The organism is Streptomyces caelestis (assembly GCF_014205255.1).
Lineage (GTDB): Bacteria > Actinomycetota > Actinomycetes > Streptomycetales > Streptomycetaceae > Streptomyces > Streptomyces caelestis.
The window spans coordinates 5,944,759-5,958,354 of the sequence record NZ_JACHNE010000001.1; the positions used below are offsets into that span (position 1 = coordinate 5,944,759).

At 71.7% G+C, this 13,596-nt stretch carries 10 protein-coding genes; 2 read left to right on the forward strand and 8 right to left on the reverse strand.

All coding sequences use genetic code 11. The features are described from left to right. Nucleotides 1-5: 5 nt before the first annotated feature. The 7 genes from HDA41_RS27420 to mce form a co-directional block, all read right to left on the reverse strand. The gene (locus HDA41_RS27420) at nucleotides 6-875 is read right to left on the reverse strand and encodes an ABC transporter permease (RefSeq protein WP_184988176.1); all 870 of its coding nucleotides are present in this window, start codon (nucleotides 873-875) and stop codon (nucleotides 6-8) included. Beyond that, nucleotides 872-2,296, reverse strand: a complete 1,425-nt coding sequence (locus HDA41_RS27425) for an ABC transporter ATP-binding protein (protein ID WP_184988179.1) — start codon at nucleotides 2,294-2,296, stop codon at nucleotides 872-874. Before HDA41_RS27425 ends, HDA41_RS27420 begins: the two co-directional genes overlap by 4 nt. Before the next feature lie 132 nt (nucleotides 2,297-2,428). Next, nucleotides 2,429-3,199 (reverse strand): ABC transporter permease, encoded by a 771-nt coding sequence (locus tag HDA41_RS27430; protein ID WP_184988182.1) that lies wholly within the window; start codon nucleotides 3,197-3,199, stop codon nucleotides 2,429-2,431. Between the two features lie 2 nt (nucleotides 3,200-3,201). Beyond that, a complete protein-coding gene (locus HDA41_RS27435) occupies nucleotides 3,202-4,161 on the reverse strand; it encodes an ABC transporter ATP-binding protein (RefSeq protein ID WP_184988185.1) in 960 nt (319 codons plus the stop codon). Between the two features lie 86 nt (nucleotides 4,162-4,247). Next, a complete protein-coding gene (locus HDA41_RS27440; RefSeq protein ID WP_059417189.1) occupies nucleotides 4,248-5,183 on the reverse strand; it encodes a coiled-coil domain-containing protein in 936 nt (311 codons plus the stop codon). 182 nt (nucleotides 5,184-5,365) lie between these two features. After that, nucleotides 5,366-9,313 (reverse strand): polarized growth protein Scy, encoded by a 3,948-nt coding sequence (gene scy / locus HDA41_RS27445; RefSeq protein WP_184988188.1) that lies wholly within the window; start codon nucleotides 9,311-9,313, stop codon nucleotides 5,366-5,368. A 232-nt stretch (nucleotides 9,314-9,545) separates the two neighbouring features. Next, nucleotides 9,546-9,986 (reverse strand): methylmalonyl-CoA epimerase, encoded by a 441-nt coding sequence (gene mce, locus HDA41_RS27450; RefSeq protein ID WP_020276113.1) that lies wholly within the window; start codon nucleotides 9,984-9,986, stop codon nucleotides 9,546-9,548. Between the two features lie 148 nt (nucleotides 9,987-10,134). Between mce and HDA41_RS27455 the strand changes: the two genes are divergently transcribed. Together HDA41_RS27455 and meaB are read left to right on the forward strand one after the other, a co-directional pair. Then, complete coding sequence (locus tag HDA41_RS27455) at nucleotides 10,135-11,358, forward strand: acetyl-CoA C-acetyltransferase (protein ID WP_184988191.1); 1,224 nt, start codon at nucleotides 10,135-10,137, stop codon at nucleotides 11,356-11,358. A gap of 41 nt (nucleotides 11,359-11,399) precedes the next feature. Continuing rightward, nucleotides 11,400-12,365 (forward strand): methylmalonyl Co-A mutase-associated GTPase MeaB, encoded by a 966-nt coding sequence (gene meaB / locus HDA41_RS27460; protein ID WP_184988194.1) that lies wholly within the window; start codon nucleotides 11,400-11,402, stop codon nucleotides 12,363-12,365. 511 nt (nucleotides 12,366-12,876) lie between these two features. On the opposite strand, the gene HDA41_RS27465 is transcribed toward meaB, so the two are convergent. Further along, nucleotides 12,877-13,509, reverse strand: a complete 633-nt coding sequence (locus HDA41_RS27465) for a PepSY domain-containing protein (RefSeq protein ID WP_184988197.1) — start codon at nucleotides 13,507-13,509, stop codon at nucleotides 12,877-12,879. Nucleotides 13,510-13,596: the final 87 nt, after the last annotated feature.

Consider the following 13,596-nt stretch of genomic DNA (forward strand, 5'->3'; position numbering starts at 1 on the left):
CGCTGCTACACGTCCCGCTTCTCCAGCAGCGCGAAGGCGGCGGCGAACGCGACGGCCGTCGCACCCAGGATGACCCACAGCGGGTCCCAGCCGGACGGGCCGGACTGGCTCAGGGAGTTGGAGTAGAAGACGCTGAGCTGGTTCGGGATGGAGTACTCGAACAGGGCCTCGCGCACACTCCTCAGCGACTCCGAGAACATGAACAGCGCGATCACCAGCGGGGCGAGCACGGCGCCGATCATGATGGTGATGGCGCCCGCCGAGTGCCGGATGATCGAGCCGATGGCGAGCGAGAGCAGGCCCAGCAGCGCGACGTACGCGGCGATGCCGACCGTGCCCCTCAGCCACTCCCCGGCGGACGGGTCCTTGGCGCCCCGGCCCTCCAGCATCGCCACGTGCAGGAAGGCGACGAGGGACGCGGACACCAGCGTCACCACGAACGCGACCAGGAAGAACACGATGCCCTTCGCCGCCAGCACCCGGCCCCGGCTCGGGCACGCGACCATCGTGGTGCGGACCATGCCCGTGCCGTACTCGGAGGCCGTGGTCAGCACGCCCAGCGTGATGATGCACATGCTGCCGAGCAGCAGCCCGAAGAAGCCCAGGCCGAGCGGGCTCTCGCCGGACAGGGCCGGGTCGGAGTTCGCCACCACCACGCCGGTCAGCGTGCCGATGCCGATGACGAGCAGGACGAACACGCCGAGCGTCCACATCGTGGAGCGCACCGACCTGATCTTCGTCCACTCCGAGGCGATGGCATGCCCGAGGTGCGTCCGCACCACCGGGATCGGCGAGGTGTAGCCGGAGTACGAAGAGCCGGGCGCCGCCTCCCAGGTGGGCGCGGCCGACGGCATCTGGGGCTGGGGGCTGCTCATCGGGGGTCCTCGGGCTTGGTCAGGTCGGAGGTCGGAACGGGCGCGGACCCGGCGGGAGCCGCGGGCGCCGCCGCGCCGGCCTGCGGTGCCCGGCCCGCGGACTGCGCGAGCGCGGCGCTCGGCTGCGGAGCCGGCGCGGCGGGCGCTGCCGGAGCCTGGGGTGCCTGGCCGACGGGCATTGCCGGGGCTTGGGGTGCCTGGCCGACGGGCTGCGCGGGCAGCTGCGGCGCCTGCGGTGCGCCCGGCGCGGGCGACTGCGGCGCCTGACCCGCCGGCTGGGCGTACGGGTTGGGCGTTCCCGTGCCGGAGGCGCCCGGGTCCCCGGGCGCGCCGTACGGGCCCGCCGGTGCCTGGCCCGGTGCGCCCTGCTGCGGCATCCCGAACGGCTGCCCGCCCTGCTGGGGCGGCGGCGGGGCGTACCAGTCGGGCTGGCCCTGTCCGGGCACCGGCACCGGGGGCTGCGCCCCGGGCGGCAGCGGCTGCTGGAGCCCTTCCTTCTGGTCGATGGTCGAGCGGTAGTCGACGGCGCCCTGCGTCATCCGCATGTACGCCTCCTCCAGCGAGGCCTGGTGCGGCGACAGCTCCCACAGCCGTACGTCGTGGTCGTGCGCGATGTCGCTGATGCGGGGGAGCGGCAGCCCGGTCACGCGCAGCGCGCCGTCCTGCTCGGGCAGCACGTGCCCGCCCGACTCGGTGAGCGCGGCCGACAGCTTCTCGCGCTGCTGCGGCTCGGTGTCGGGCGTCCGCACGCGCGCGAAGTCCGCGGAGTTCGCCGAGATGAAGGCCGTGACACTCATGTCGGCGAGCAGCTGCCCGCGCCCGATGACGATGAGATGGTCGGCGGTCAGCGCCATCTCGCTCATCAGATGGGAGGAGACGAAGACCGTACGGCCCTCCGCCGCGAGCGCCTTCATCAGGTTGCGCACCCAGAGGATGCCCTCGGGGTCGAGGCCGTTGACCGGCTCGTCGAACAGCAGCACCTGCGGGTCGCCCAGCAGCGCGGCGGCGATGCCGAGCCGCTGCCCCATGCCGAGGGAGAAGCCCTTGGAGCGCTTCCTGGCCACGTCCTGGAGGCCGACGACCCCGAGCACCTCGTCCACCCGCCTGGCCGGGATGCCCGACAGCTGGGCCAGGCACAGCAGGTGGTTGCGGGCGGCCCGGCCGCCGTGCACGGCCTTGGCGTCCAGCAGGGCACCGACCTGGCGTGGGGCGTTGGGCAGCTTGCGGTACGGGTAGCCGCCGATCGTCACATGCCCGGCCGTCGGGTTGTCCAGGCCGAGGATCATCCGCATCGTCGTCGACTTGCCCGAGCCGTTCGGCCCGAGGAAGCCGGTGACCGCTCCCGGCCGCACCTGAAAGGAAAGGTTGTGCACAGCGGTCTTGTCGCCGTAGCGCTTCGTCAGGCCGACTGCTTCGATCATGCTCCGCACCCATCGCAAGGTTCAGGACAGCGGGGCACACGCCCCCGTAAGGGTTAGGAGGATATCGAGGCGCTGACGGTTCCGCCCAAATGAAAGTAAAGGGTGGAGCGCGGCCCGCCCCGGCAGCCCCTCCTACGCGTCGCGCTTCTTCAGCAGCACGTACCCGCCGACCAGCGCCGCGAGCACCCACAGCCCCATGATCCCGAGGCCGCCCCACGGCCCGTACGGGGTGTCGTCGCCGATGGGCGTGACCACCTGCATGATCTTGCTGCCGGCCTGGTCGGGCAGAAACCGGCCGACCTTCTTCGTCGCGTCGACGTTGCCCAGGATGTTGGAGATCAGGAAGAAGAACGGCATCAGGATGCCCAGCGACAGCATCGGCGAGCGCAGCATCGCGGCGACGCCCATGGAGAACATCGCGATCAGCGCCATGTAGAGGCCGCCGCCGAACACCGCCCGCAGCACCCCCGGGTCGCCGATCTCCGCCCGGTGCTCACCCAGCAGCGCCTGCCCCAGGAAGAAGGCGGCGAAGCTGGTGACGAGGCCGACCAGGAGGGCGAGAGCGGTGGCCACCGCGATCTTGCTGAACAGGAAGGAGCCGCGCTGCGGCACGGCGGCCAGCGAAGTGCGGATCATGCCGGTGCTGTACTCGTTCGACACCACCAGAACACCGAACACGATCATCGCGAGCTGCCCGAGACCCATCCCCGCGAAGCTGATGAACGTCGGGTCGAACTCCGCCCGCTGCTGCGCGCCCATGGAGTCGAACTCGTTCTTGGTCAGGGCCGAGATCAGCATGCCGAGGGCGACCGTCACGACCACCACCAGCGAGAGTGTCCACACCGTGGACGCCACCGACCGGATCTTCGTCCACTCCGACCGTACGACCTGCGTCATCGCCATGCTCAGCCCCTCTTCCAGCCGTCGCCCCACTGCTGCCCTGAAGGCTCGGGACTCGTCTCGCTGTGCGCGTGGTACTCCACCGACTCCGCGGTCAGCCGCATGAACGCCTCCTCCAGCGACGCCTGTTGCGGGCTCAGCTCGTGCAGCGTGATCCCGTGCTGCGCCGCCAGCTCGCCGACGTGCTCGGCCTTGCCGCCGTCCACCTCCAGCACCCCCTCACCGCTCTCGACGGCGACGACCCCGGCCTGGTGCAGCACGTCGAGCAGCCGCTCCCGCTGCGGGCTGCGGACCCGGACGTACGACCGTGAGTTGCGCGCGATGAAGTCGGCCATGGAGGTGTCCGCGAGCAGCCGCCCCTGCCCGATGACGACGAGGTGGTCGGCCGTCAGCGCCATCTCGCTCATCAGATGGGAGGAGACGAACACGGTCCGGCCCTGCGCCGCCAGGGACTTCATCAGGGTGCGGATCCAATGGATGCCCTCGGGGTCGAGGCCGTTGACCGGCTCGTCGAACATCAGGATCCGCGGATCGCCGAGCAGCGAGGCCGCGATGCCGAGCCGCTGCCCCATGCCCATCGAGAAGCCCTTGGTCTTCTTCTTCGCGACCGCCGTGAGCCCGACCGTGTCCAGCACCTCCCCCACCCGGCTGCGCGGAATGCCGTTGCTCTGCGCGAGACACAGCAGGTGGTTGTAGGCGCTGCGCCCGCCGTGCCAGGCCTTGGCCTCCAGCAGGGCGCCGATGTACGTCAGCGGGTCCTTGAGCTGCTGGTAGTGCTTGCCGTCGATACGGACGTCGCCCGCGGTCGGGTGGTCGAGACCGAGGATCATCCGCATGGTCGTGGACTTGCCCGCGCCGTTGGGCCCGAGAAAGCCGGTGACGATTCCTGGTCTGACGGTGAACGACAGGTTGTTGACCGCCACCTTCTCGCCGTAACGCTTGGTCAGCCCCTCCAGCTCAATCATGACCGCCACGCTAGAACGGGAGAAAGCCCTCTGCCACCCCAGCGGCAGAGGGCTTTGCGGAGATTCAGACTCCGTATGCCCCGGTGTTACCGGGACTGCTGGGCCGGGACCCCGCGGGAGATCGGCTCGTCCTCGGCCGGCGTGCCCGCAGCGGCGACCGCGGCGCCCGTGAGCGTCGCGAGCATCTCGCGGACGTTCGTCAGCTGGGCGTTGATGCTGTCGCGGCGGTTGGTGAGGGCCGCGAGCTCGCGCTCGGATTCCGAACGGATGCGGTCGGCCTTGGCGTTGGCGTCGGCCACGATGTCCTCGGCCTGACGCTGGGCCGTCTCCACCGTCTGGCGGGCGCGGCGCTCGGCGTCCGTGCGCAGCTTCTCCGCCTCCAGGCGGAGCTGCTCGGCGCGGTGCTCGATCTCGGCGAGACGCTTCTCGGCCTTGGCCTGACGGGACGCCAGGTCGCGCTCGGACTGCTCGCGGCGCTTGGCGAGGTTCGTCTCGAAGTCGGCGGCGGCCTGCGCGGCCTTGGCGCGGGTCTCCTCGAAGAGGGCGTCCGCCTCCTCGCGCTTGGACTGCGCGTCCTTCTGTGCCTCGGAACGCAGCTGGGCGGCGTCGCTCTTGGCCTTCTCGACGATCCGCAGGCCCTCGTCCTCGGCCTTGGCCTTGCGCTCCGCCGAGTACGACTCGGCGTCGTTGCGCACCTGCTGGGCCGCCGACTCGGCGAGCTCGCGGTGCTGCTCGGCCGCGCGCCGGGCCTCCTCGCGCAGGTCCTTCGCCTCCTCCTCGGCGAGGCGGAGGATCTTCTCCACGCGCGCGCCGAGACCCGCGTACGACGGCTCGGCGTCGCTGATCTGGGCCTGGGCGTTCTGCGTCTCGAGGTGGAGCTCCTCGATGCGCTTTTCCAGAGCGGTGATGCGGGCGAGAGCGCTGTCACGGTCGGAGACGAGCTTGGAGATACGTTCGTCCACCTGAGCGCGGTCGTACCCACGCCGCACAAGCTCGAAGCCGTAGGGGGAAGTGTCGCTCATGGGGTTCCTGTCGAATGAGACCGGTGAGGTGATAGGTGGAATCCTAGGGGCCGAAACGGTGTGTCATCGAGCGGATGCGCGTTTGGTCTGCAAAATGAGACCCCTTTTGGGTGGCTGACCGCAGGACTGCTTGCAAAGACTCGGTCAAAGACCCCAGCACACACCGGATTCGCCCCGGTTCGCTAGCTTTCCGAGGACTTGCCACCCGAACGGGGCGCGCCGGCTGTCACGCCTGCCTTGACTCCGTTGTCCTTGACCGGGGACGGGGCCTCGAAGGATTCCAACGCCTCCAGGACGTCCTGGACACGGGAGATCTCGGCGTTGATGTCCTCGCGGCGGCGGACCAGGACCTCCAGCTCGCGCTTGCCCTCGTCCACCGTGCGCTTGGCCTCGCGGATCGCCTCGGCCTTCAGCTCCTCGGCCTCCCGGACCAGCGTGGCCTTCTTCTGCTCGGCCTCCTTGAGCAGCCCCTCGGCCTTCTTCACCGCGGCGATACGGACCTTGCCCGCCTCGGAGTTGGCCTCCGAGACGATCTCCTTGGCCTGCGCCTGGGCCTTCGCGAGCTGCTCCTCCGCGGCCTTGACGAGCGCGTCGCAGCGGTCGCCCGCCGACTTCATCGTCTCGGCCGACTCCCGGCGGGCCCGCTCGTGCAGCTCCTCGATCTCCGCCGTGACGCGCTCGCGCAGCTCCTCGGCACGCTCCCTGATCTGCGTGGCGTCCCGGCGCGCGCCGACCAGCAGCTCGTCCGCGTCCGTACGGGCCTTCTCCACGAGCGAGTTGCCCTCGACCGTCGCCTCGGACACGAGCCGGTCGGCCTCGTTGCGGGCCGCGCCCACCATCGTGTCGGCCTGCGACTCGGCCTCCGCGGTGGTCTTGTGCGCCTGCTGCTGCGCCTCGGTGAGCAGCTTGTCGGCCTCGGCCGTCGTCTCGGAGATGAGCTTGTCGACCTGCTCGGCCGCCTCGGAGCGCCGCTTGTTGGCGTCCTTGCGGGCCTCGTCCAGCGTGCGGTCGGTCTCCTCGCGCGCGGCGTTGACGAGCCGCTCGGCCTCCGCCTGCGCGTCCGCCTTGACGCGCTCGGCCTCGCTGCGCATCCGCTCGGCGTGCTGCTGCGCCGAGCCGACCGTCTCGGCGGCCTCGGCCCGCAGCCGCTCCGCCTCGGCGGTGGCCTCCCCGACCAGCTGGTCGGCCTTGGCGACCGACTCGGCCCGCACCCGCTCGGCCTCCGTGGCCGCCTCGGACCGGACGCGCTCGGCCTCGGAGATGGCTTCCGTACGGACCCGCTCGGCCTCGGCGACCGTCTCCATCCGCAGCCGGTCCGTCTCCTGGACCGTCTCGGTCGTGAGCCGCTCCGCCTCGTTGCGCGCCTCGGTGATGAGGGTGTCCGCCTGCGTCGCCGCGTCCGAGCGGATGCGGTTGGCGTCCTCGCGGGCGTCCGCCCGGGTACGCGAGGCGCTCTGCTCGGCCTCCGCGATGGCGTCCGACGCCTCCGTGCGCACGCGCTGGGCGTGCTCGGCGACGTCCGCGCGGATCCGCTCCGCCTCCCTGATCGCCTCGGACATCGTCCGCTCGGCGAGCGCCTTGGCGGCCTCGCTCTCCTCGTGCGCCTCGCGCCGCAGCCGGCCTGCGTCCTCGCTCGCCCGCTCCCGCTCGGCGTAGGCGTCGGCGCGGACCCGGTCCGCCTCCTCCTGCGCCTCGCGCCGCGTACGCTCCGCCGCGTGCTCGGCGGCGCTGCGCAGCCCGGCGATCTCGTCCTGCGCCTGCTCGTGCAGCCCCGCGACGGAGTCCCGGACCTGCTGCGCGTGCTGCTCGGCCGCCGACACCATCTCCGTGGCACGCCGGTCGGCCTCCTCGACCAGCCGTACGGCCTCGGTCTGCGCCTCCTCCACGCGCCTGCGCGCGGAAGCCAGCAGCTCCTCGCTCTGCTCGCGGGCCCGCTCGCGCTCCTGGTCGGCCTCCTGCCGGGCGCTGCCGAGGACTTCCTCGGCCTCCCGGCGGCGCCGATTGGCCTCCTCCTGGGCGGCGGCCAGCGTCTCGGACGCCTCCACGGCCAGCCGCTCGGCGGCGGCCTGCGCCTCCGCGCGCACCCGGTCGGCGCTCTCCTGCGCCTCCGACTTCAGCCGCTCGGCCTCGTTCGCGGCCTCCGACCGCAGACGTACGGCGACGGCCTCGCCCTCGGCACGCGCGGCCGACGCGTCGGACGCGGCCTCGTCGCGCAGCCGCTCGGCCTCCGCCTCGGCCTGCTGCTGGAGCGTACGGATCCGCTCCGCGGCCTCGGCACGCAGCCGCTCGTTCTCCTCGGCGGCCTCCCGGCGGATCCGCGCGGCCTCCTCACGGGCGTCGGACAGCGCCTGCTCGGCGGCCGTCAGCCGCTCCTCCGCCTCCGTCTGGAGCCGCGTCAGCTCCTGGGCGGCCTCCGCGCGGCGGGCCTCTATGGCCTGCTCGGTCTCCTCGTGCAGCTCCCGCGCCGCACGCTCGGCGTCCGCCTTCAGGGCCTCGGCCTGCTCGACGACCTCCTCGCGGTGCCGCTCGGCCTCCTGCCGGGTGCGCTGGAGGGTCTCCTCGGCCTGCCGGCGCAGGGTCGTCGCCCGCTCGATGGCCTCCGTGCGGACCCTCTCGCTGTCCGTCTGGGCCGTCGTGCGCAGCTCGTCCGCGTCCGCCTTCGCCTTGGCGAGCAGTTCCTCGGCGGACCTCGCCGCCTCCTCGATCTGCGCCACGGCCTCCTTGCGGGCCTCGGCGCGGATCTTCTCGCCCTCGTCGACCGCGTCGGCCCGGAGCTGCTCGGCCTCGCCGCGCAGTCGGCGGGCCTCCTCCTGGAGCTCGACCGTCTTGGCGCGGTACTCCTTGGTGTCGTCCTTCGCCGCGCCCTTGAGCTGCTCGGCGATGTCATGCGCCTCGGCCCGCAGCCGGTCCGCCTCGGCCTCGGCCTCCTTGCGGATCCGCTCGGCCTCCTCGGCCGCGGCCCTGGTGGTCTTCTTGGCGTCCTCCGACGCCTTGTTGAGGACCTCCTCGGCCGTCCGGGCCGCCTTGGACAGCTGGGTCGCGGTCTCCTCGGCGGTGAGCGTGCGGGCCTTCTCCGCGGCCTCCGCGACGATCTTCTCTGCCTCGGCGCGGGCGTCCGCGACGAGCTGCTCGGCCTCGGACTTGGTGTTCTCGGCCTCCTTCGTGGCCTCCTCGACCAGCCGGGCGACCTGCTCCTTGGCGGTGCGCGTACGCGTCTCGTTCGCGGACTCCGCGCTCGCCAGGGCCTTGGTGGCGGCCTCCTTGGCCTCGGTGACCAGCTTCTCCGACTCGGTCCGCGCCTTGCGCAGCGCCTCCTCGGCCTCGGCCATCCGCTGCTCGGCGGCCTTGCTCAGCTCCTGGGCCTGGCGGCGCGCGGACTCCGACTCCGTGGCGGTCGACGTGCGCAGCTGTTCGGCGTGGTCGGTGGCCTCCTGGGCCTGCGTGGAGGCGGCGTTGAGGAGTCGCTCGGCGTCCGTGCGGGCACGCCGCAGGATCTGCTCGGCCTCGGCCCGGGCCTCCTCGGCCGCGCCCGTCAGCCGCTGCCGGGCCTCGGTCGTCAGCCGCTCGGCCTCGGCGCGGGCGGTCGCCAGGGCCTGCTCGGCCTCGGCGCGGGACTCCTCCAGCAGCCGGCGGGCCTGCTGCTCGGTGCGGGCCCGCAGCTGCTCCGCCCACGCCACGTTCTCGTTGACGTGCGACTCGACCGTCTGGCGGCGCTCGGCCAGCTCCTGGTCGAGCTGCTGGCGCCGGGTCACCGCCTCCTGGTGCAGCTCCGCCTGGAGCCGGGCCGCCTGCTCGGCGTGCTCCTGCAGGATCCGCTGGGTCTGGGCCCGGGCCTCGCTCAGCTCGCGGTCGGCGTCCGCGCGGATCTGGTCGGCCTGCATCTGCGCGTTGCGCAGCAACTGCTCGGCCTGCCAGCCGATGTCGCCCCCGTCGAAGGAGGGCCGGGACATGATGGTGCGCCGCGCCTCGTGCAGCTTGGCGCGCAGCACCTCGACCTGGTAGCCGAGGTCCTCGGCGTGCTGGATCGCCTTTTCCCGTTCGGTCTTCAGCCGCTTCATCTCGGCTTCGAACCGAGAGAGGTGGTCGACGTCAGCCGCCGGCTCTCGCTCCTGGCTCTCGTAGCCCCGCACTGCGCGGTCCCATCCGTCCCCTGGTCGCAACTCTCTCCAAACGAGCTCCGTCCATTCGCCGAACGGGGCCCCCGGGGAATGGTGTCAGATCATCGGCGGAGCAGAGGCTGCTGCCCCGACGCTCGTCCCCCGAAACCCGGACCCCGGTGGTCCTGCCGTCGCACGGCGGGACCGCGGTCACCCTGGCTGAGCGGCGACCGCCCCCAACCCTACCGGCCCCTATGTACGAGGGTCAGTGCTCAGGTGACTCAACGGGCGCCGAAGTGACCAGTTCTGTCAGCACGCCATGGCAGTCCTTGGGGTGCAGGAAGGTGATCCGTGACCCCATGGAACCGCGTCGGGGCTCTTCGTAGAGCACGCGCACGCCCTTGTCCTTGATGTCCGCGGCCTCGGCGTCCACGTCCGCCGTGCCGAAGGCGATGTGGTGGACGCCCTCCCCGTTCTTCGCGAGCCACTTCGCGACGGTGGAGTCCTCGCGGGTCGGCTCCAGGAGCTGCAGGTACGAGGCGCCTCCGTCGGACGTATCGTTGATCTTGAGCATGGCCTCGCGCACGCCCTGCTCCTCGTTGACCTCGGAGTGGAACACCTCGAAGCCGTAGGTGGCACGGTAGAACTCGACGGTCTTGTCGAGGTCGAAACAGGCGATCCCGATGTGGTCGATTCGCGTCAGCATGGATTCAGTGCAGCGCTCCGGAGGTGGTTACGCAACGTGCGCGCGATCACACCGACAGCCCGATGACGCGGTGGAGTACTGGTCAGTACATTCGAAGTAAACCCTCGTTCACTCCTCGGCTGTGCAGCCGGTAAGGGGATCGCAGCTCATGTCTTCTGGAACGTCTGGAACGTCCGGGGCCAACGGCTCCACGTCTGTGATCGTCGCGGGCGCCCGTACTCCGATGGGGCGGTTGCTCGGTTCGCTGAAGTCCTTCTCCGGAGCCGACCTCGGCGGCTTCGCGATCAAGGCCGCCCTCGACCGTGCGGGGATCGGTGGCGACCAGGTGCAGTACGTGATCATGGGGCAGGTGCTCCAGGCCGGGGCGGGGCAGATCCCGGCGCGCCAGGCCGCCGTCAAGGCGGGTATCCCCATGAATGTGCCGGCGCTGACCATCAACAAGGTGTGTCTGTCGGGCCTCGACGCCATCGCGCTGGCGGACCAGCTGATCCGTGCGGGTGAGTTCGACGTGATCGTCGCCGGCGGTCAGGAGTCCATGACCAACGCCCCGCATCTGCTGCCGAAGTCCCGCGAGGGCTTCAAGTACGGCGCAATCGAGATGCTCGACTCCATGGCCCACGACGGGCTGACCGACTCCTTCGACGGCGTCGCCATGGGCGAGTCGACGGAGAAGCACAACACGCGCCTCGGCATCGGCCGCGCCGAGCAGGACGAGATCGCCGCGCTGTCCCACCAGCGGGCCGCCGCCGCGCAGAAGAACGGCCTGTTCGAGGCCGAGATCACGCCGGTGGAGATCCCGCAGCGCAAGGGCGACCCGGTGCTGTTCAGCAAGGACGAGGGGATCCGGGGCGACACGACCGCGGAGTCCCTCGGCAAGCTGCGTCCCGCCTTCGCCAAGGACGGCACGATCACGGCCGGTTCGGCGTCGCAGATCTCCGACGGCGCTGCCGCCGTCGTGGTGATGAGCAAGGCCAAGGCTCAGGAGCTCGGCCTGGACTGGATCGCCGAGATCGGGGCGCACGGGAACGTGGCGGGGCCGGACAACTCGCTCCAGTCCCAGCCGTCCAACGCGATCCAGCACGCGTTGAAGAAGGAGGGGCTGAGCGTCGAGGACCTGGACCTCATCGAGATCAACGAGGCGTTCGCGGCGGTTGCCGTGCAGTCGATGAAGGACCTCGGGGTGTCCACCGAAAAGGTGAATGTCAACGGAGGTGCCATTGCCCTGGGTCACCCGATCGGGATGTCCGGTGCGCGGCTCGTGCTGCACCTCGCGCTGGAGCTGAAGCGGCGCGGCGGTGGCGTGGGCGCGGCCGCGCTGTGCGGTGGCGGTGGTCAGGGTGACGCGCTGATCGTGCGGGTACCGAAGGCCTGAGCGCCCGGTTTTCGGACCTCCCTCATCGGAACGGAGCTGTGATGCAGGACGTCTCCACGCTGGTCGCCCAGGCCAGGGAGGGCCGGCCGCGGGCCGTGGCCCGGCTGATCTCCCTGGTGGAGGGGGCGTCCCCGCAGCTCAGGGAGGTCATGGCGGCGCTCGCGCCGTTGGCGGGCAACGCGTACGTGGTCGGGCTGACCGGGTCGCCGGGGGTCGGCAAGTCCACGTCGACGTCGGCGCTGGTGACCGCGTACCGCAAGCAGGGCAAGCGGGTCGGCGTGCTGGCCGTCGACCCGTCGTCCCCGTTCTCCGGGGGTGCGCTGCTGGGGGACCGGGTGCGGATGTCGGAGCACGCGTCGGACCCGGGCGTGTACATCCGTTCCATGGCGACGCGCGGGCATCTGGGCGGGCTCGCGTGGGCCGCGCCGCAGGCCATCCGGGTACTGGACGCGGCGGGGTGTGACGTGATCCTCGTCGAGACGGTGGGTGTGGGGCAGTCCGAGGTGGAGATCGCCTCGCAGGCGGACACGTCCGTCGTGCTGCTCGCGCCGGGGATGGGCGACGGGATCCAGGCGGCCAAGGCCGGGATCCTGGAGATCGGTGACGTGTACGTCGTGAACAAGGCCGACCGCGACGGCGCGGATGCGACGGCTCGCGAGCTGAACCACATGCTGGGGCTGGGGGAGGCCCGGGGGCCCGGGGACTGGCGCCCGCCGATCGTGAAGACCGTCGCCGCGCGCGGGGAGGGCATGGACGAGGTCGTCGAGGCCCTGGAGAAGCACCGGGCCTGGATGGAGGAGCGGGGGGTGCTCGCGGAGCGGCGTACGGCCCGTGCGGCGCGGGAGGTCGAGACGATCGCGGTGACGGCGCTGCGGGAGCGGATCGGGGATCTGCACGGTGACCGACGCCTCGGGGCGCTGGCGGAGCGGATCGTGGCGGGGGAGCTGGATCCGTACCGTGCGGCTGATGAGCTGGTGGCGGGGCTGACGGGCACCTCCGGCGGTTGAGCCGGGGCGCCTGGGGCGGCCTGTGCGGGTGCCTCCGGTGGTTGGGCGGGGGTGCCTGGGGCGGTCTGTGTGGGTGCCTCCGGTGGTTGGGCGGGGGTGCCTGGGGTGGCCTGTGTGGGTGCCTCCGGTGGTTGGGCGGGGGCGCCTGGGGCGGCCTGTGCTGGTGGGGTGGGGGTGCGCCGCTTGCGCCTGCGCGGTGGGGTGGGCCGGGGCCGCGCCGGGGGGTGTCCGTCCTCGGAACGGCGCGATGGGGTGGGTGACCAGCTGACTGGCGTTGACGCGCCAACCGCTGCGGGCGGACACCCCCCCGACACGTCCCCTTTCCGTGCGTGCGCGGGTGCGGGCCCGCCCAGCTGCGGGCAGTCGTGCCGCTTGGGGCGGCACGGGTGGGCGCAGCGGCACCCCGCTCCGCCGGGTTGCGGACCCACCGGGCAGCGGCTCCGACGCCGAGCAGCTCGACGCCCCGGCGTCAGCAGTGACGCCGGGGCGGCAGGAAAGCGGCTGTACCGGATCAGTCCTGGTCGTCGGAGTCGTCGTCCTGGTCGTCCGAGTGGTCCGCCGTGACCTTGCCCGTGCCGAGGTCGATCTTCCAGTCCTGCTCGGCGCCGCCGGACTTGCGGGTCTCGGCCTCCCAGGACTTGTTCTTGCCGTCCTCGTCCAGGTCCACGGACGTCACCACGCCCTTGCCGGCGGCAGCCTTCGCGGCCTCCTCGGCCGTCACGGACGAGCCCTTCAGCGCCGCCCGCACCTGCGCCGTGTCGTCCTCGTCGTCGGACTCGGAGCCGAGCACCTTGCCGTTGGACGGGTCGATACGGACGCTGTGCCGGCTGTTGTCGCCGGAGAGGACGTCGACCTTCCAGATCACCTTGTCGCTGTCGTCCTCGTCGTCCAGCTCGGCGGACACGGCCGTGCCGGGCGTGTGCTTCAGCGCGGAGGCGATGGCCTCGGGCGCCGTCACGTCGGCGGAAGCCGCCCGCGCGTCGGAACCGTCCTGGTCGTCACGGACGTCGTCGTCCGACAGCCGGGTGTTGGCCGCCTGCCGTGCCGAGCCCTGGTCGTCTCCCGTGGTCGCGAGAGCCGTGGCCGTACCGCCTCCGATCAGAGCGGCAGCGGTCACAGCGGCGATCACGATGTTGCGCTTCATGCGGGTTCCTCCCGAGTCGTTTCGTTTTCGACGTGTTCCAATCTGGCTGACCGACGCTGAGAGGAACCTGAAGACCCCTGAAGGGAT